Source organism: Streptomyces cyaneofuscatus, assembly GCF_000718135.1.
Lineage (GTDB): Bacteria > Actinomycetota > Actinomycetes > Streptomycetales > Streptomycetaceae > Streptomyces > Streptomyces cyaneofuscatus.
Window position 1 is genome coordinate 60,501 of sequence record NZ_JOEM01000027.1, and the last position, 17,120, is coordinate 77,620.

Sequence of the window (17,120 nt, forward strand, 5' to 3'; positions counted from 1 at the left end):
TCAGACCGTGACCAGGTTGTCCGGGCCCCGGCGCGCGGGCGGCCGGCGGAAGAAGAAGGCCGCCGCCACGCCGCCTATGAGCCCGAAGAGGTGGCCCTGCCAGCTGACGCCCGAGTCGGTGGGCAGGACGCCCCAGAGCAGCGAGCCGTAGACCACGGCGACGCCGATGCCTATGAGGACGTCCCAGGGCCGGCGGTCCACGAAGCCGCGGACCAGCAGATAGCCCAGCAGCCCGAAGACCACGCCGGAGGCGCCGAGCGTCACCGTGAACGCGGGAGCGGTCAGCCAGACGCCTATGCCGCTGATCAGGATGATCGTCACGACGACGGCGGCGAATCTGCGCAGCCCGCCGAGGGCGGCGATGAAGCCGAGGACCAGCAGCGGGACGCTGTTGGACGCGACGTGCTCCCAGCCGCTGTGCAGGAACGCGGCGGGTATGACGTCACGCAGCTCGGCCAGCTCGCGCGGGCTGATGCCGTAGGTGTCGAGTGCGTGTCCGGTCGCGACGTCGATCCCTTCGAGGATCCACAGCAGCGCGACCCAGCCCACCATGAGGATCCCCGCCGTGAGCGCCCGCGCGCTGCCGGTCGTGGTGGAGCCGCTGTTCCGGTCGGTGGTCCAGTAATCGCCCATGGTCTGCCCCTGCCCCCGGGTTGCCGTCATCTGTGGAACGTCCCGGGCCGCCGCCCGGTTCCGGGTGCGGGGTGCCAGGGGGCGCCGGATAGGCTCGCAGGTGTGGAATCCGGGACTTCAGTGACTCATCAGCAGCGGCGGCCTTGGATTGTCGGGGTATCCGGTGCTTCGGGTACCCCCTTCGCGGCCGCCGTCCTGCGCGGGCTGCTCGCGGGCGGCGAGAGCGTGGACCTGGTGGTGAGCCGGGCCTCGCGGCTCACCCTGCTGGACGAGACCGGCATCGCGTTCCGGGACGCGCACTGGCGCGAGGACCTGCGCTGTTGGCTGGAACGCGGCGCCGGCGGGAAGCCGGACACCTTCGCGGTGGGCGACGCGGAGCTGGAACGCGTACGCCACTGGCCGGCCGGTGATCTGGCCGCCGGGCCGTCCTCCGGGTCGTACCCGGCGAAGGGGATGCTCATCGTGCCGGCCTCGACGGCCTGTGTGGCCGGAGTGGCGCTCGGTCTGTCGAAGGATCTGCTCCAGCGGGCCGCGAGCGTGACGCTCAAGGAGCGCCGTCCGCTCGTCGTCGCGGTGCGCGAGACCCCGCTGAGCGGCCAGACGCTGAAGCAGATGGTGGCCCTGGACGAGGCGGGCGCGGTCGTGCTGCCCGCCTCTCCGGCGTTCTACGCGGGCGCGACGCACATCCAGGACCTGGTGGACTTCGTCGCGGGGCGGGTGCTGGACGCGGCCGGGGTGGAACACCGGCTGTACCGCCGCTGGGAGGGAGAGCTCGGTGGCGGCTCCCGCAGCCCGGCTGAGTGAGGGGTCGGCCCGGAGGACCGAGCGGACCGAGCGGACCGAAAGGTCCGGGTCAGCGCTTCTTGGTGGTGCGCGGGGCGCGGGTCTTGTCCACGCGGTGCGCGGCGGCGGACTGGTGGGCACGCGAGCGGTCGGCCAGGTCCTGCAGCTCGCGCATCCGGGCGTAGGCCATCTCGATCGTGTACACGGTGAAGTTCACTCCTGAAGATTCGAAAGCATTTCTTGGATGTTCTAGAAGATTTGCAGGGTCTGAGCCCTGCATGCCTTAGATTCTACACGTAGACTCGCGGTACTGCTGAACAATGGAAGGTTTCAGTCATATGGACGCGGTGGACAGGCAGCTCATCCAGGCCCTCAGAGAGAACGGCAGGGCCTCGTACGCCGAGCTGGGCAGGCTCGTGGGGCTCTCCGGGCCCAGCGTCACCGACCGCATCAACCGGCTGGAAACCGCCGGTGTCATCACCGGCTACCGCGCCACCGTCGACTCGGCCTCGCTCGGCCTCGGCGTCACCGCGCTGATCGGGATCTCGCTCTCGGACGCCGCCGACCACGAGGACGTGGCGCGCCGGCTGAAGGACCTCGCGGAGATCGAGGACTGCTGGTTCATCGCGGGCGACGACTCGTACATGCTCAAGGTCCGGGTCGGTGACGTGGACGGCCTGGAGAAGACGATCCGGCGCCTGAGCGGCACGAAGGGCGTCTCGCGGACCCGTACGACGATCGTGCTCTCCACCAAGTGGGAGAACCGGGTCGGGGAACTTCCCGAGGAGTCGTAGGCGTACGGTTGGTGCGGTCTGTTGTACGGAGGAAATGGGAGGCGGCCAGGTGGACGCGGGACTCAAGCGCGAGCTGGAGCAGAAGGTCCGGGCCGGCGAGCGGCTGACCCGCGAGGACGGGATCGCGCTCTACGCGTCCGACGACCTGGCGTGGCTCGGCGGGCTGGCGCACGAGGTGCGCACCCGTAAGAACGGTGACGTCGTGCACTTCAATGTCAACCGCCACCTCAACATGACCAACGTGTGCACCGCCTCGTGCGCGTACTGCTCGTTCCAGCGCAAGCCGGGCGAGAAGGACGCGTACACGATGCGGATCGAGGAGGCCGTCAGCCTGGCCAAGGCGATGGAGGGCGAGAACCTCACCGAGCTGCACATCGTCAACGGGCTGCACCCCAACCTCCCGTGGCGCTACTACCCGCGCTCGCTCAGCGCGCTGAAGGAAGCCCTGCCGAACGTGGCGCTCAAGGCGTTCACGGCGACGGAGATCCACCACTTCGAGACGATCTCCGGCCTCAGCGCCTCCGAGATCCTCGACGAGCTGATCGAGGCCGGTCTGGAGTCGCTGACCGGCGGCGGCGCGGAGATCTTCGACTGGGAGGTCCGTCAGCACATCGTCGACCACCGCACCCACTGGGAGGACTGGTCGCGCATCCACCGTCTCGCGCACGAGAAGGGGCTCAAGACCCCGGCGACGATGCTGTACGGGCACATCGAGGAGCCCCGCCACCGCGTCGACCACGTGCTGCGGCTGCGGGAGATGCAGGACGAGACCGGCGGCTTCCAGGTCTTCATCCCGCTGCGCTACCAGCACGACTTCGTGGACATGAAGGACGGCAAGGTCCGCAACAAGCTCCAGGCGCGCACGACGATGGCGACCGGCGCCGAGGCGCTGAAGACCTTCGCCGTCTCCCGGCTGCTGTTCGACAACGTGCCGCACGTCAAGGTCTTCTGGGTGATGCACGGCGTGCAGACCGCGCAGCTCGCGCTCCAGCACGGCGCGGACGACATGGACGGCTCGGTGGTCGAGTACAAGATCACGCACGACGCCGACGACTTCGGTACGCCGAACAAGCTCGGCCGTGAGGACCTGCTGGACCTGATCCGCGACGCCGGTTTCCGGCCGGTCGAGCGGAACACGCGGTACGAGATCCTGCGCGAGTACCCGGGCCCGGAGGCGGACCGGCGCGAGTCGCCGCAGCCGATGCGGGTCTGACACGCCTCCTGATGTACGAGAGCCCCGGCCGCCGTCCCCGGCCGGGGCTTTCTCGCGTTCCGGACAGGGTTGAGCCGATGGTTGGGTAATGGTTAGTCTGGCTCTATGCCGCTTACCTTCGAGCTGGATCCCGCGTTCTCGCCCGCGCTGCGCGACGGCATCACCGCCCTGTGGGCCGACGTCAGCAACGCGGGCGGCGCCGTGGGCTTCGTCCCGCCGGTCACGGCGGAGGAGATCCGGCCCGAGCTGCTCAAGCACCTCGTCGCCATCGAGGAGGGCCGCACCCGGCTGCTGGTGGGCCGCGACGAGGACGGGGCCGTCGCCGCCACCGCCTTCCTCACGCTCAACACCCACCGGCTGATGACGCACTGGCTCTGGCTCTACACCGTCATGGTCCACCCCCGCCACCAGGGCAAGGGGTACGGCCGCGACCTCATGGCCGCCACCGCCGGCGCGGCCCGCTCCATCGAGGGCATCGAGGCGATCCGCCTCACCTGCCGCGGCGGCACCGGCGCCGACCGCTTCTACGCCGCCTGCGGCTACAAGGAGGTCGGCCGCGTCCCGGGCGGCATCCGGGTCGCCCCGGGCGACGACCGCGACGACATCGTCATGCTGCTCCCGCTGGGTCCGGCGGCCGTCTGAGCGGGTGGGGGCCGGTGGGGCCGGTGGGGCCCGTGGGGGCCTGCTCCGGGAACCCCCTGAATCCTGAGAATTCGGGCCATGCTTCACTGGACGGGCAGGAGTGTGTCGAGAGTTCCGACCGTTGATGGGAAGAGAGGGCCTGCCGTGTCCGCTGCCAAGCCGAGCGCGATGATCCGGTACACGGCGTTGCGCCTGTTGATCTTCGTGGGCTGCTTCTTCATCGCCGGTGTCGCCGTCCACTTCGGGCTGGTGCCCTCCGGTCTCGGCGGCTCCAACGTCGTCTGGGTCATGCTGCTCGGCCTCGTCCTCTCCGCCCCGCTCAGCTTCGTGCTGCTGCGCAAGCAGCGCGACGAGATGTCCGAGCAGATCGTCACCAAGGTCGACCGGACGAAGGCCCGCCTCGACGCCAACCGCACGCGCGAGGACGTCGTTCAGTAAGCTTCCTCACACGCCGCGCCCGCCATCGGGCGCGCCCCGTGAACCGTCCCGCAGAGCCCCAGGCCGGAGCAGCCGCTCCCGTACTGGGGCTCTTGCCGTTTCCGGGCCACCATGAGGCGTTTTGTCCCGCCTGCTGCCTGTCTCGCCCATGTCTCATGGTCAAAGAAAGGCTTTGAGGTTCCCAAAGTTCAAGTGTTAACGTGTTCGACATGAAGACAGCAGTGCGCCTCCGTCATGCCGCGAGCATCCCGCTCGTGGCGCGCCTGCATGTCGATCTCTGCCGCTGTATGTCCGCGGTCTGTTGCCGCGAAGTCTGATACGGCATCATGCAGCGGCGCCGCCCTCGGCGCGGGCGCCGCGACCCCGTCCCCGTTCCACCGCTCGACCGTACGTCTGTCCTCGTACGTCCCGATGCGTCCCCACTGGAGTGTGTCCGTGTCCGCGAATTCCGCGTCCGCCGCCCCCGAGGCCGAGCAGCCGTCCACCGGCTCCGGCCCCGGTGCGCGTATACCCAAGGTCCCCTTCTGGGCCCAGATCGTCGCCGGTCTGGTCCTCGGTGTCCTGCTCGGCTGGCTGGCCCGCAGCCAGGACGTCTCCTGGCTCGTCACCACGCTCGACAAGGTCGGCTCGATCTTCGTCCAGCTGTTGAAGCTGGCCGTGGCCCCGCTGGTCTTCTTCGCGATCCTGGTGTCGATCACCAACCTGCGCAAGGTCAACAACGCGGCCCGGCTGGCGACCCGCACCCTGCTCTGGTTCATGATCACGTCGCTGATCGCGGTCGCCATCGGCCTCATCATCGGCCTGGTGACCAACCCCGGCTCCGGCACCGGCCTGACGCCGAAGGACGGTGAGCTCCCCGAGCGCACCGGCAGCTGGATCGACTTCCTCACCGGCATCATCCCGACCGACGTGATCACGCCGTTCACCGAGCTGAACGTGCTCCAGATCGTCTTCATGGCGGCCGTCGCCGGTATCGCGGCCCTCAAGCTCGGCGACAAGGCCCAGCCGATCCTCACGCTCAGCCAGTCGATCCTGGAGCTGCTGCAGAAGGCCCTGTGGTGGGTCATCCGCCTGGCCCCGCTCGGCACCGTCGGCCTCATCGGCTACGCCATCGCCACCTACGGCTGGGACCTGATCGGCAAGTACGCGACGTTCACCGCCGACGTCTACATCGGCTGCCTCCTGGTGATGTTCGGCGTCTACCCGCTGCTCCTGGCCACCGTCGCCAAGGTCAGCCCGCTCCAGTTCTTCAAGGGCGCCTGGCCCGCGATCCAGCTCGCCTTCGTCTCCCGCTCCTCGGTCGGCACCATGCCGGTCACCCAGCGGGTCACCGAGCGCCTCGGCGTTCCGAAGGAGTACGCCTCCTTCGCCGTCCCGTTCGGGGCGACGACGAAGATGGACGGCTGCGCCGCGATCTACCCGGCGCTGGCGGCGATCTTCGTCGCGCAGATCTTCGACGTGCAGCTGGGCATCGGTGACTACGTGCTCATCGCGTTCGTCTCGGTGATCGGCTCCGCCGCCACCGCCGGTCTCACCGGTGCGACGGTCATGCTGACGCTGACCCTCTCCACGCTGGGCCTCCCGCTGGAGGGCGTCGGCCTGCTGATGGCCATCGACCCGATCCTGGACATGATCCGCACCGCCGCCAACGTCACCGGCCAGGCGCTGGTCCCGGTCCTGGTCTCGGCCCGCGAGAAGATCCTCGACCACGACAAGTACAACTCGGCCTCGGCCTCCCCGATCGACGCTTTCGACGACGCCGACCGGGACGAGGACCGCGACCGCGCGTCGGCACCGAAGGACGCGGTTCCGGTCACGGCCTAGCCCTGTCCGCCGGACACGCCCTGACAGCACCCGGCCCCGCCCGTACGGCCCTGAGCGCCCCTGGCCCGCCTCATCGCGAGGCGGACCAGGGGCGCTCGCGCGTGGGCGCAGGCGCGGAGGCTCCGTACGGCGGAGGCCTGTCCGGCGCCGTACTCTTGGCCGGGGAGCAGGACCGTGGGGCGGGGAGGACGTCGGACGTGGGTGCGGTGACATGGGTGCGGTGAAGAGCAAACGGATGCCACGCGCCGTGCGTGAGCGGCAGATGATGGACGCCGCGGTGCAGACCTTCGGGCAGCGTGGCTACCGGGCCGCCTCGATGGACGAGATCGCGGAGCTGGCGGGCGTCTCCAAGCCGTTGGTCTACCTCTACCTGCACTCCAAGGAGGACCTGTTCTCCGCCTGCATCCGGCGCGAGGCGGAAGCCCTGGTGGCGGCGGTGCGGGCCGGGGTGGACCCGGAGCTGCCCGCCGACGGCCAACTCTGGTCGGGGCTGCGGGCGTTCTTCACCCACACCGCGGAGAACCCGGACGGCTGGGCGGTCCTGCACCGCCAGGCGCGTTCCCACGGGGAGCCGTTCATCAGCGAGGTCGTGGTGATGCGCGACGAGATCGTCGCGTTCGTGACGAGCCTGATCGGCGCCGCCGCCCGCGAGGCGCACCGCGACCCCGCCCTCGCGGACCGGGACGTGGCGGGCCTCGCACAGGCCTTGGTGGGCGCCGCCGAGTCGCTGGCGGGCTGGGCCAACGACACCCCGGGCGTCTCGGCGAAGGAGGCCGCGGCGACGCTGATGAACTTCGCCTGGGCGGGCCTGGAGAACCTGATGCACGCCCGGCCGTGGCAGCCGCCGGTGGACGACGCGTCGTAGGAGCCCCTACGAGGGTCAGGGCGGCTGGTCGCCGTACGGGACCAGCCGTCCCGGCGTCAGAGCGGCTGGATCCGGGCGCGCAGGAGGCAGAACTCGTTGCCCTCCGGATCGGCCAGGACGTGCCAGCTCTCGTTCCCGGTCTGCCCGACTTCGGCGGGCCGGGCGCCGAGGGCGAGGAGCCGCTCCAGCTCGGCGTCCTGGTCGCGGTCGGTGGCGCTGACGTCGATGTGCAGCCGGACCTTCCCGGTCCGGGGCTCGTTGTTGGGGCTCAGGACGAGGGTGGGCTGCGGGCCGCCGAAGCCGGTGCCGGGCGGCCCGATCTCGATGGACCCGTCGCTCTCCCGGCCGATCTCGACATAGCCGAGGACCTCGCTCCAGAACGCGGCGAGCAGCTCGGCGTCGGCGGCTTCGATGACCAGTTCACTGATGCGGCATGCCATGGCGGCCAGTGTAGGAACCCGGGGCGCGAAATGGCCTGCCTCAGGAGGCGCGGGCCGGCCTGCCTCAGAGCGCTCGCGTCACCGTCCCCGTCAGGTGCACGCGCCCGCGCCCGCTCCGCAGGGCGAAGGCGTTCCCGGCCGGGTCGGCGGCGTACGTCACGGTGGCGGGCAGCAGGACGGGTGCCCTGAACTCGGCTCGTACGGTACGGAGTTCACCGGCGCGTTCGTCCGGCCCACCGTCCGCCTCGGCCAGGCAGCGGGCCACCGTCCACATGCCGTGCGCGATGGCCCGGGGGAAACCGAACAGGCGGGCGGTGAGCGGGTGGAGGTGGATCGGATTACGGTCGCCGGAGACGGCTCCGTACCGCCGCCCGAGATCGCCGGGCAGCCGCCACTCGGCGACGGCGGGGAGAGCGGGGGCCTGCGCCTCCTCGGCCTTCGGTCCCGCCCCGGCCTTCGGTCCCTCCTCGCCCTTCGGTCCCGCCCCGCCCTTCGTCGCGTGCCGTGAGAGATAGCCGCTGCGCGACTCCCAGACCAGCTCCCCGCCCACCCGCGCCTCGGTCACCATGGTGACCTCGGTGCCGCGCCGGTGAGCCGTCAACTCGGCTGCGTACACCGTCGGTTCGAGCGCTTCCCCCGGCTGCACCGGCCGGTGACCGGTGATCTCGATCCAGGTGTGGACGAGCCCGACGACGGGCAGCGGGAAGTCCCGCCCGGTCATCAGCCGCATGGCGAGCGGAAAGGCGAGGACATGGGGGTACGGGAGTGGGAGCGGGCCGGATTCCGGTGCCGGAAAGCCGCAGATCCTTCGGTACGCGGCCAGGGGGCCGGGGGCGGCGGGGGCGGCCGGGAGGGTGAGGCGGTCGGTGGGCAGGGTCGCGCCCGCCCGGCCTGGGTGCTTGAACGGTGAGGTGACGGCCCCGCGGACGAGGGAGGCGCTGAGGGAGGTCATCGCGCTCACGCTCCCAGGAGGCTCTGGCCGCAGACCCGCAGCACCTGGCCGTTGACGGCGGTGGAGTCGGGCTGCGCGAACCAGGCGACGGCCTCGGCGACATCGACCGGAAGGCCGCCCTGGGAAAGGGAGTTCATGCGGCGGCCCGCCTCGCGGATGAAGAGCGGAACGGCGGCCGTCATCTTCGTCTCGATGAAGCCTGGCGCCACCGCGTTGACCGTGACGCCGTGGTCGGCGGCGGCGCGCGGCCCGAGCGAGCGGACGAGCCCGATGATCCCGGCCTTGCTCGCCGCGTAGTTGGTCTGCCCGGTGTTGCCGGCGATGCCCGCGATGGAGGCGGTGGCGACGATCCGGCCGCCGCGCGTGATGGTGCCCGACTTGAGGAGCTCGTCGGTGGTGCGGAGCACGCTGTCCAGGTTGACCTCGATCACCGACGCCCAGCGGTCGGCCGGCATGTTGGCGAGGCGGCGGTCGCGGGTGATGCCCGCGTTGTGGACGAGGACGCCGAGCCCGTCCGGTGCGGCCGCGGCGATGCGGTCGGCTGCGTCGGGTGCGGTGATGTCCAAGGGGAGGGCGGTGGCGCCGAGCCGGTCGGCGGTACGTTCCAGCTCCTCGCGGGCTCCCGGTACGTCCAGGGCGATGACCCGGGCCCCGTCGCGGGCGAGCACCGAGGCGACGGCGGCGCCGATGCCCCGGGCGGCCCCGGTGACCAGGGCGGTGCGGCCGGTGAGGGGGGCGGCAGGGTCGGCGACGGGATCGGGTGCGGCGCCGGAGTCGGGGGCGGTGGAGGTCAGCTCGATGACCTGGCCGCTGACGTAGGCGGAGCGGGGCGAGAGCAGGAAGCGCAGGGTGGACCCGGCGGCGTGGGCGTTCGCTCCGCCCGGAATCCGTACGAGCTGGGCGGTGGAGCCGCGCCCGATCTCCTTGCCCAGCGACCGGACGAACCCTTCCAACGCCTGCTGGGCGGCGGCCTGGTGGTGGTCGTCGGGCGACGGCACCGTACCGAGGACGACGATCCGCCCGCCCGGCGCGAGGGAGCGGACGACGGGGTGCAGGGCGGCGTGGACGTCCCCGAGCCCGGCGGCGGTGGCGACCCCGGTGGCGTCGAGGACGATCGCGGCGGGGCGGTCGGTGCGGCTGGCAACCGGGAGCCCTGAAGCCCTCAGGGTTTCCGCCACCCCTATGACCGCCGGTGTCCCCGCGGTCAGGTGCAGCAGCGGCCCGTCCAGGTGCGGGGTCTCCAGGGTCCAGCGGCGCAGCGGGGCGGGCTGCGGGAGGCCGAGGCGGCGGGTGAGGAAGCGGCCGGGTGCTGTGCCGGTGAGGTGCAGATAGCGATCGGCCATTGTCCTGACTCCCTGCTCGGTCGTAGATTTACTCCAGAGTAAGGTTACTTAAGAGTCAGGAGCTGGTCGAGATGAACGATCCCGGACGGGTGATTCCCGTACGCACGGCCCCCGGACCGACTCCATGAACATCCCCGCCCCCCGCCGCGTCGCGGTCATCGGCGGCAGCCGTACTCCCTTTGCCCGCTCGGACGGCCCGTACGCGACCGCCTCCAACCAGGACCTGCTGACGGCCGCGCTCGGCGGCCTGGTGGAGCGGTACGGCCTGGCCGGGGAGCGGGTGGGGGAGTTCGTGGCGGGCGCGGTCCTCAAGCACAGCCGGGACTTCAACCTGGCCCGCGAGACCGTCCTCGGCTCGGCGCTGGACCCGCGCACACCGGCGTACGACATCCAGCAGGCCTGCGGTACGGGCCTCCAGGCCGTGATCGCCGCCGCCAACAAGATCGCCCTGGGTGCCGTGGACTCGGCCGTCGCGGGCGGCTCCGACACCACGAGCGACGCCCCGCTCGGCGTCAACGACGACCTGCGCCGCATCCTGCTCGCCGCCCGCCGCGCGAGGACGACGCCCGCCCGCCTCAAGGCCCTGTCCGCCGTACGCCCCCGCCACCTGGTCCCGGACATCCCGCGCAACGCCGAGCCGCGCACCGGCCTGTCCATGGGCGAGCACGCGGCCCGTACCGCCTGCCGCTGGGCGGTGACCCGCGAGGACCAGGACCGGCTGGCCGCCACGAGCCACCAGCGCCTGGCGGCGGCATACGAACGCGGCTTCCTGGACGACCTCGTCGTCCCGTACCGGGGACTGACCCGCGACCAGAACCTCCGCCCCACCTCCACGCCCGAGCAACTCGCCAAGCTGAAACCGGTGTTCGGCACGGACGACCCGGCGACCGCGACGATGACGGCGGGCAACTCGACCCCCCTCACGGACGGCGCGGCGACGGTCCTCCTGGCGAGCGAGGAGTGGGCGCGGGAGCGCGGCTTCGAGCCCCTGGCCTACCTCACCCTCTACGAGACGGCGGCGGTGGACCACGTCGACGGCGACGACGGCCTCCTCATGGCCCCGGCGTACGCGGTGCCGCGCCTGCTGGAGCGAGCTGGCCTGGGCATCGAGGACTTCGACCTGTACGAGATCCATGAGGCGTTCGCCTCCCAGGTGCTGGCCACCCTCGCCGCCTGGGAGAAGCAGGGGCTGTCCCCGCTGGACCGGACCCGCCTGAACGTGGCCGGGTCCTCGCTGGCGACGGGCCACCCGTTCGCCGCCACGGGCGCGAGGATCGTCGCAACGCTGGCCAAGCTGCTCGCGGAACGGGAGGCCCCGGGACGGGGGCTGATCTCGGTCTGCGCGGCGGGCGGCCAGGGCGTGACGGCCATCCTGGAACGCCCGTAAGGACTTTGGTGATCTGCCGGACGGACGACCCGGCGACGAAGACCCGCCCGACCCCCGCCACTGAGGAGCCGCACGTGTCAACGCCTTCATCCGCCCCGACATCCGCCCCCACGCCCACCCTGGTGGAACCCACGAAGAAGAGGAGCCCGGACGGCCGGGTCCAGGAGGTCTCCGTACCGGCGTTCGCGCCCCCGGTCCTGCGGGGTTCGCTGGCGGAGATCCCGTTCGACAACGCCCGCGAGGCCCCGGCGGAGGCGGTGCTGAGCCGCAAGGACGCCGACGCCACCTGGCACGACGTGACCGCCGCCGAGTTCGCCGCCGAGGTGCTGGCGGTGGCGAAGGGCCTGATGGCGGAGGGGCTGCGGGCGGGGGACCGGGTCGCGATCATGGCCCGTACGACGTACGAGTGGACGCTGCTGGACTTCGCGGCCTGGGCGGCCGGCCTGGTGACGGTCCCCATCTACCCCACCTCCTCCGCCTTCCAGGCCCGCTGGATCCTCCAGGACTCGGGCGCGGTGGCGTGCGCGGTGGAGACGAAGGAGCAGGGCCGCCTGATCAGCCAGGAGCGCAAGCAGCTGGGCGACCTGGCGCACCTGTGGCAGTTCGACACGGGGGCGATCGGCCACCTCAAGTCGCTGGGGAAGCACATCCCCGACGAGGCGGTGTCGGCCCGCCGCGCAACGTTGGAACCGGACACCCCCGCCACGCTCATCTACACCTCGGGCACGACGGGCCGCCCGAAGGGCTGTGTCCTCACCCACGGCAACTTCTTCGCCGAGGTGGACAACGCGATCGAGCTTCTCCACCCGGTCTTCAAGTCGGTCTCGAAGGACCCGGCCTCCACTCTCCTCTTCCTCCCCCTCTCCCACGTCTTCGGGAGGATGGTGGCGATCGGCTGCATGAGGGCGCGAGTCCGCCTGGGCCACGCCCCCTCCATCCAGACGGAGGACCTCCTGGCCGACCTGGCGGGCTTTCGCCCCACCTTCCTCCTCGCCATCCCGTACGTACTGGAGAAGGTCTACAACACGGGCCGGGCGACGGCCGAGAAGATGGGCCGGGCGTCGTCGTTCGACCGCGCGGCCCGTATCGCGCAGCGCTACGGCAAGGCGGTCGAGGCCGCCGAACACGGCACGGGCCCCGGCCCGGGCCTCGGCCTGCGCGCGGCCCGCGCCCTGTACGACCCCCTGGTCTACCGCCGGATCCGGGCGGCGCTGGGCGGCAAGGTCCGGTACGTGATCTGCGGCGGCTCCCCGCTGGGCCGCCGGCTCGCCTCCTTCTACGAGGGCGCGGGCATCGGCATCTTCGAGGGGTACGGCCTGACGGAGACGACGGCGGCCCACACGGTGACCCCGCCCCTCAAACCCCGCCTGGGCACGGTGGGTTGGCCGCTGCCCGGTACGTCGGTACGCATCGCGGACGACGGCGAGGTGCTGCTGCGGGGCGGGCAGGTGTTCCGGGGCTACTGGGACACGGAACGCGCGGAGCCGGTCCCGTACCTCCTGGACGGCGACTGGTTCCCGACGGGCGACCTGGGCGCGCTGGACGAGGACGGCTACCTGACGATCACGGGCCGCAAGAAGGACATCATCATCACGTCGGGCGGCAAGAACGTCACCCCCGCCCCCTTGGAGGACTGGCTCCGCGCGCACCCCTTGGTCAGCCAGTGCATGGTGGTCGGCGACAACCGCTCGTACATCACGGCCCTGATCACCCTGGAGCCGGACGGCCTCCAGCACTGGCGCCAGATGGTGAAGAAACAGGACGTGCCGCTACGGGAGTTGGTCGACGACGAGGAGCTGCGCACATCGCTCCAGAAGGCGGTGGACGAGGCGAACCGCCTGGTGTCGAGGGCGGAGTCGATCCGGAAGTTCGTGGTGCTGCCGGTGGACTTCACGGAGGAGCGGGGGCACTTGACGCCGTCGCTGAAGCTGAAGCGGGACGCGATCGCGCGGGACTTCGCGGGGGAGATCGAGGGGCTGTACCGGCGGCGGTGAGGTGCCGAGGTGCCTTGATCGTGAGCCAGGCGCGCTGATCACGAGCGGTGTTCGCGTGGCTGCCGCGTCCATCGCCTCACGCATGCTTGAAGCCCTGAGCCCGCATCGTGCGGTCGAGGTGCCAGAACGTCTTGTCGATGGCGTGGCGCGGAAAGGTGAGGGTGTGGGGGGTGATGGCTGCGGGGATGAACTCGCAGCCCTCCTCGGCCAGTACCAGGACGCGATCGAAGCCGCAGCGCCCCTGGAAGAGTCCGATCTCATGGATGACGTTCTGGCGGGCGACGCGGTGTCCTTCGCTGGTGGCGTCCTCGGCGGTCAGCACGCAGATGGCGAAGTCGCACCGCTGAAGGTAGTCGCCGAGTGCCTCGGTGACCGGGCGGCTGCCCCAGGCGTCCGACTCGAAGGAGTAGACCGGTACGCCGAAGCGCTGCTCGACGAATGCCTTCACCGCCAGCCATTCCGGGTTTCTGCCGTGAGCGACGAACACGCCGCCGGGGAGCGCGGCGGTGCGCCGGGCCGCGTCCACCGACCGGATGAAGTCGGCCGTCACTTGCGCCAGTTGAGCGTGCCCGTGGCTACCGACGTAGCGCAGTTTGTGACGGGCCAGGGTCATACCGAGGATGGCTCCCAGCTCGATCTGCAGGCGGTCACCGGTGAGGACGGCGAGCAGCCCCGCCGCGAAGACGTCGCCTGCCCCGGTGGCGTCCTCGATCTGGTCGTCGGCGAGCACGGCCTGCGGGTAGAAGCTGCCCAGGGCCTTGCCCGTTTCCCGGCGCCAGGTCTGGATACCGGTGCGGCGCTTGACCACGATCACGCTGCGGTCACCGGCCACATGTTCCAGCAGCCGTGCGGCGATGTCCTCGTCGGAGTCCGCGGGTGCCCGTTGGCCCAGTTCGCGGAACTCGCGGTGATTCAGGAGCAGATAGTCGGCCAGAGCCACCATGCCCCGCACCTCGGGCGTCGGCGAGAGGCTCCACACGTGACCAGGATCGAAGCTGATCCGCGTCGAGGGGTTGACCCTCTTCACCTCGTGGAGCAGGGCCAGCAGCGTCCCGGGGGTGCGCTCGTCGAGGAAGGAGGTGACATGGACGACCCGCGCGGAGGCCAGATAGCGGACGAGGTCGTCGAAGGAGCGCTCAAGGTGGTCCGCCATCGCGGCGTTCGCGCCCGCATGGGTGAGCAAGGTGCGCTCACCGTCCTCGGTGAAGGAGAAACACACTCCGCACAGGCGCGTGTCGTCGGGGAAGACCATCCGGTGATCGACGCCCATGGCCTCCAGATGTGCGAGAGCTGACAGGCCTGGGCCTGGGACCCGGCCGGCGACTCCCACATAGCCCAGACGCAGGTCGAGCTGGAGTTGCGCGAGGGTGTTGATCGCGTTGAACGCGGAACCGCCCAGAGCGGTCTGGAGCGACGCGGCATCCGTCGCCTCCAGCGCCGCGTACACGATGTGCTCGTCCACCGCGGTCTCGGTTCCCCACTCGGGCACCGGCCGGCCCTCGTCCAGGAGGCCGACGATGCGGGTGCTCAAAGCGGCCCCGGAGCCGGCTTCCTGCGCGGCGGCGCGGGAGGCGCTGGTGATGTAGTCGAGGTTGAGCGCACCGATCCCGACCACATCCAGAGCGAAATCGGAGGCGGGCTTTTCCGGTCGATCCGCGCTCAGATCAGTGGTCATATCGGCCACCACCGCGCAAAAAACCTTCCCTCACGAGCATTCTCTCCAACTCCCAGAAAGTGGCGTCCATGCGACCGGGTGCGAAGTCGAGGCGAATCAGTCCGGCAATGTTCGACGGCGCTTCACAGCCTTCCTCGGCCAGGATCGCCACGCGTCCGAAGCCGTAGTATCCCTGGAAGATGCCGACTTGGTGAACGATGTCCTCGCTGGCCCTACGGCCTCCGCCCGCCATCAGCCGCGAGGCCGACAGCACGCACACCGCGAATCCGCACCGCCCGAGCCGCTGACGCATCAACCGGGCGTACTCGTCTCCGCCCGACGCGTCTCGCGCCAAAGCGTGCACGGGCAGGTGGCAGTCCTCTTGCAGGAACCGACGCAGCGACCCCAGATCGGCGCCGTCGTCGTGCGCGACCAGCACACCCGGGGGCCGGGTGCCCGGGCCGGTCAGCTTCTCGGTGGATTGCAGAAAGCCTTGGTCCAGACGCGGAGAACCCACCTCCGGCGCATGCTGATGGTGCAGGCGGTGCCGAGCGAGGGTCAGCCCGATGTAGGACCCTAATTCCACCTGTATGCGTCGTGACAGCAATGCGGTGAGCACTGCGGCGGCAAACACGTCCCCGGCGCCGGTCGCGTCCTCGATCGCCGTCTCATGACCGGGCCGCTGTAGCTGGAAACGCTGCGCCAGTACCCCGGCCGCAGAGGAACGGAAGACCTCCACCAGGTCGTAACGTTTGGTGACGAATACGGTGCAGTCCGCACCGCACAGTTCCAGAACTCGGCCGGCCAGAATATCGTCGGATTCCCCCGGTTCGTAATCTCCCAGGGCCTTGAGTTCCCGGTGGTTCACGAACAGGAGATCGCTCAGAGCCAGGATTCCGTCGATGCTGTCGGTGCGATGTTCCGCCCAGTCGTAACCCGGGTCGAAACTGATCCGCAGGAGGGGATTGAGCCGTCGTGCCGCGGTGAGTACCTCCAGCATGAGCGGAGGCGTCACTTTGTCCAGGAACGAGGTGACGTGCACGACCTGGGCCCGCGCCAGATAGGCCGCAATGGCCTCCCCGTTGTCACGCAGATGCTCGGCCATGGCGAAGTTCGCTCCGGGATGAGTCAGCATGACCCGCTCGACATCATCGAGGAAGGAGAGGCACATGCCGCTCAACCGGTCACTTCGACGTGCCACCCACCGCCGGTCTATCCCCAGAAGATCCATCTGCCGGATGAAGGACAACCCGGGCGTCTCGATCCGTCCAGCGACTCCCACATAGCCGAGGCGGATATCCACGCGCATCTGTGCGAGTGCGAAAATGGTGATCCACGCGGAACCGCCCAACGAGGCGTCCAATGAGGATGCGCCCAGCCGCTGGATGGCCTTCGTGATGACGGCCTCATCGACGGGCCCCTCGATGTTCCACTCGAACCGGGCTGTCGATTCGGAGATCTGCTCGGCCATCTTCTGCGACAGCCGTGAGGCACTGGCGATCAGGTCCACGTTCAATGCCCCGAATCCCACAATTTCTGGACTGCGCTCCGGGCACACGCCGCTGTCGTCCGGCCCCACGGCCGCCCCCTCACCAGTGCACCAGCCAACGGGTCCCGTTCCAGGTGGGCTATACCCGGGCGGCGGGACGAACTACCCTCGGCGCCGCGCAGGCTGGAGGGACGTGCTGCTGCACGGTCCGCGCCCGGGGTTTGGGTTTCGAGCTTCGGGCTTCGGGCTTCGGGCTTTTGGGGTTCGAGTTTCAGAGGCCGGTCGGTTCACTCTTGCGGGGGGTACGTGGACGGGGTCCGGCCCGAGGCTCGGGTCCCGGGACGCGGGCGTCGGGATGCGAGCTTCGTGATACGAGCTTCGGGGTTCGAGCGCCTTCTTTAACTGGCGGGTGAGATTGGGGGGTTAGGGGAAACCTCCCCTACCTCCCTGACCTGTAACGGCGAGCAAGTATGACTAATGGTGACGGCTTGCGGCGGAGCGTCACGAGTGCTTACGGTTCGAGAACTAAGCGACCCCGACGCGGTGTAGGAAGCACCAGGCCGGGGTCTGACCGCAAGATCGATCCCGTGGAAGGCGATCCCGTGGCTATCCAGCACACTAGCTCTGCCCTGCCTGACCCCGCACGCTCCGCCGCGTACCCGATGGCCA

General features: G+C 70.2%; 16 protein-coding genes. 9 read left to right on the top strand and 7 right to left on the bottom strand.

Annotated elements, in window-relative coordinates; all coding sequences use genetic code 11:
* Positions 1–633 carry a rhomboid family intramembrane serine protease gene (locus tag IF17_RS0132385; RefSeq protein ID WP_030573860.1) on the bottom strand — a complete coding sequence of 211 codons (633 nt, stop codon included), beginning with the start codon at positions 631–633 and terminating at the stop codon, positions 1–3.
* Between the two features lie 120 nt (positions 634–753).
* On the opposite strand from IF17_RS0132385, the gene IF17_RS0132390 reads away from it, so the two are divergent.
* Positions 754–1,437: a UbiX family flavin prenyltransferase gene (locus tag IF17_RS0132390; RefSeq protein ID WP_030573863.1), complete on the top strand. Its 684-nt coding sequence runs from the start codon at positions 754–756 to the stop codon at positions 1,435–1,437.
* A 49-nt stretch (positions 1,438–1,486) separates the two neighbouring features.
* Here the strand turns inward: IF17_RS0132390 and IF17_RS1000000139095 are convergent, their stop codons facing one another.
* On the bottom strand, positions 1,487–1,633 hold the full coding sequence (locus tag IF17_RS1000000139095) for a hypothetical protein (protein WP_157851189.1): 147 nt from the start codon (positions 1,631–1,633) through the stop codon (positions 1,487–1,489).
* Positions 1,634–1,754: 121 nt separating this feature from the next.
* On the opposite strand from IF17_RS1000000139095, the gene IF17_RS0132400 reads away from it, so the two are divergent.
* The 6 genes from IF17_RS0132400 to IF17_RS0132425 all read left to right on the top strand — a co-directional run bounded on the left by IF17_RS0132400 (position 1,755) and on the right by IF17_RS0132425 (position 7,192).
* Entirely contained in the window at positions 1,755–2,210 is a 456-nt protein-coding gene (locus IF17_RS0132400; protein WP_010063935.1) for an Lrp/AsnC family transcriptional regulator, read from the top strand.
* A 49-nt stretch (positions 2,211–2,259) separates the two neighbouring features.
* Positions 2,260–3,423: an aminofutalosine synthase MqnE gene (gene mqnE, locus IF17_RS0132405; RefSeq protein WP_026241616.1), complete on the top strand. Its 1,164-nt coding sequence runs from the start codon at positions 2,260–2,262 to the stop codon at positions 3,421–3,423.
* A gap of 105 nt (positions 3,424–3,528) precedes the next feature.
* Entirely contained in the window at positions 3,529–4,065 is a 537-nt protein-coding gene (locus tag IF17_RS0132410; RefSeq protein ID WP_030573868.1) for a GNAT family N-acetyltransferase, read from the top strand.
* A 144-nt stretch (positions 4,066–4,209) separates the two neighbouring features.
* On the top strand, positions 4,210–4,503 hold the full coding sequence (locus tag IF17_RS0132415) for a DUF4229 domain-containing protein (RefSeq protein ID WP_026241617.1): 294 nt from the start codon (positions 4,210–4,212) through the stop codon (positions 4,501–4,503).
* 435 nt (positions 4,504–4,938) lie between these two features.
* Positions 4,939–6,327 carry a dicarboxylate/amino acid:cation symporter gene (locus tag IF17_RS0132420; RefSeq protein WP_030573870.1) on the top strand — a complete coding sequence of 463 codons (1,389 nt, stop codon included), beginning with the start codon at positions 4,939–4,941 and terminating at the stop codon, positions 6,325–6,327.
* Between the two features lie 211 nt (positions 6,328–6,538).
* On the top strand, positions 6,539–7,192 hold the full coding sequence (locus tag IF17_RS0132425) for a TetR/AcrR family transcriptional regulator (RefSeq protein WP_030573873.1): 654 nt from the start codon (positions 6,539–6,541) through the stop codon (positions 7,190–7,192).
* 56 nt (positions 7,193–7,248) lie between these two features.
* Here the strand turns inward: IF17_RS0132425 and IF17_RS0132430 are convergent, their stop codons facing one another.
* The 3 genes from IF17_RS0132430 to IF17_RS0132440 form a co-directional block, all read right to left on the bottom strand.
* Entirely contained in the window at positions 7,249–7,632 is a 384-nt protein-coding gene (locus IF17_RS0132430) for a VOC family protein (protein ID WP_030573877.1), read from the bottom strand.
* A gap of 64 nt (positions 7,633–7,696) precedes the next feature.
* The gene (locus tag IF17_RS0132435; RefSeq protein WP_030573880.1) at positions 7,697–8,584 is read right to left on the bottom strand and encodes a MaoC/PaaZ C-terminal domain-containing protein; all 888 of its coding nucleotides are present in this window, start codon (positions 8,582–8,584) and stop codon (positions 7,697–7,699) included.
* A 5-nt stretch (positions 8,585–8,589) separates the two neighbouring features.
* Entirely contained in the window at positions 8,590–9,927 is a 1,338-nt protein-coding gene (locus IF17_RS0132440; RefSeq protein WP_030573883.1) for a 3-oxoacyl-ACP reductase, read from the bottom strand.
* Positions 9,928–10,051: 124 nt separating this feature from the next.
* Here IF17_RS0132440 and IF17_RS0132445 point away from each other — a divergent pair, with 124 nt between their 5' ends.
* Entirely contained in the window at positions 10,052–11,314 is a 1,263-nt protein-coding gene (locus tag IF17_RS0132445; protein WP_030573886.1) for an acetyl-CoA C-acetyltransferase, read from the top strand.
* 74 nt (positions 11,315–11,388) lie between these two features.
* Positions 11,389–13,308: an AMP-dependent synthetase/ligase gene (locus tag IF17_RS0132450; RefSeq protein WP_030573889.1), complete on the top strand. Its 1,920-nt coding sequence runs from the start codon at positions 11,389–11,391 to the stop codon at positions 13,306–13,308.
* A gap of 76 nt (positions 13,309–13,384) precedes the next feature.
* On the opposite strand, the gene IF17_RS0132455 is transcribed toward IF17_RS0132450, so the two are convergent.
* The gene (locus IF17_RS0132455; RefSeq protein ID WP_244890565.1) at positions 13,385–14,983 is read right to left on the bottom strand and encodes a PfkB family carbohydrate kinase; all 1,599 of its coding nucleotides are present in this window, start codon (positions 14,981–14,983) and stop codon (positions 13,385–13,387) included.
* On the bottom strand, positions 14,973–16,541 hold the full coding sequence (locus tag IF17_RS0132460) for a PfkB family carbohydrate kinase (RefSeq protein WP_237667090.1): 1,569 nt from the start codon (positions 16,539–16,541) through the stop codon (positions 14,973–14,975). The genes IF17_RS0132455 and IF17_RS0132460 overlap by 11 nt, the downstream gene beginning before the upstream one ends.
* Positions 16,542–17,120: the final 579 nt, after the last annotated feature.

Coding starts and splice junctions, on each gene's coding strand:
- IF17_RS0132385 (WP_030573860.1), bottom strand. CDS start 633: ATGGGCGATTACTGGACCACCGACCGGAACAGCGGCTCCACCACGACC.
- IF17_RS0132400 (WP_010063935.1), top strand. CDS start 1,755: ATGGACGCGGTGGACAGGCAGCTCATCCAGGCCCTCAGAGAGAACGGC.
- IF17_RS0132410 (WP_030573868.1), top strand. CDS start 3,529: ATGCCGCTTACCTTCGAGCTGGATCCCGCGTTCTCGCCCGCGCTGCGC.
- IF17_RS0132425 (WP_030573873.1), top strand. CDS start 6,539: ATGGGTGCGGTGAAGAGCAAACGGATGCCACGCGCCGTGCGTGAGCGG.
- IF17_RS0132430 (WP_030573877.1), bottom strand. CDS start 7,632: ATGGCATGCCGCATCAGTGAACTGGTCATCGAAGCCGCCGACGCCGAG.
- IF17_RS0132435 (WP_030573880.1), bottom strand. CDS start 8,584: ATGACCTCCCTCAGCGCCTCCCTCGTCCGCGGGGCCGTCACCTCACCG.
- IF17_RS0132440 (WP_030573883.1), bottom strand. CDS start 9,927: ATGGCCGATCGCTATCTGCACCTCACCGGCACAGCACCCGGCCGCTTC.
- IF17_RS0132445 (WP_030573886.1), top strand. CDS start 10,052: ATGAACATCCCCGCCCCCCGCCGCGTCGCGGTCATCGGCGGCAGCCGT.
- IF17_RS0132455 (WP_244890565.1), bottom strand. CDS start 14,983: ATGACCACTGATCTGAGCGCGGATCGACCGGAAAAGCCCGCCTCCGAT.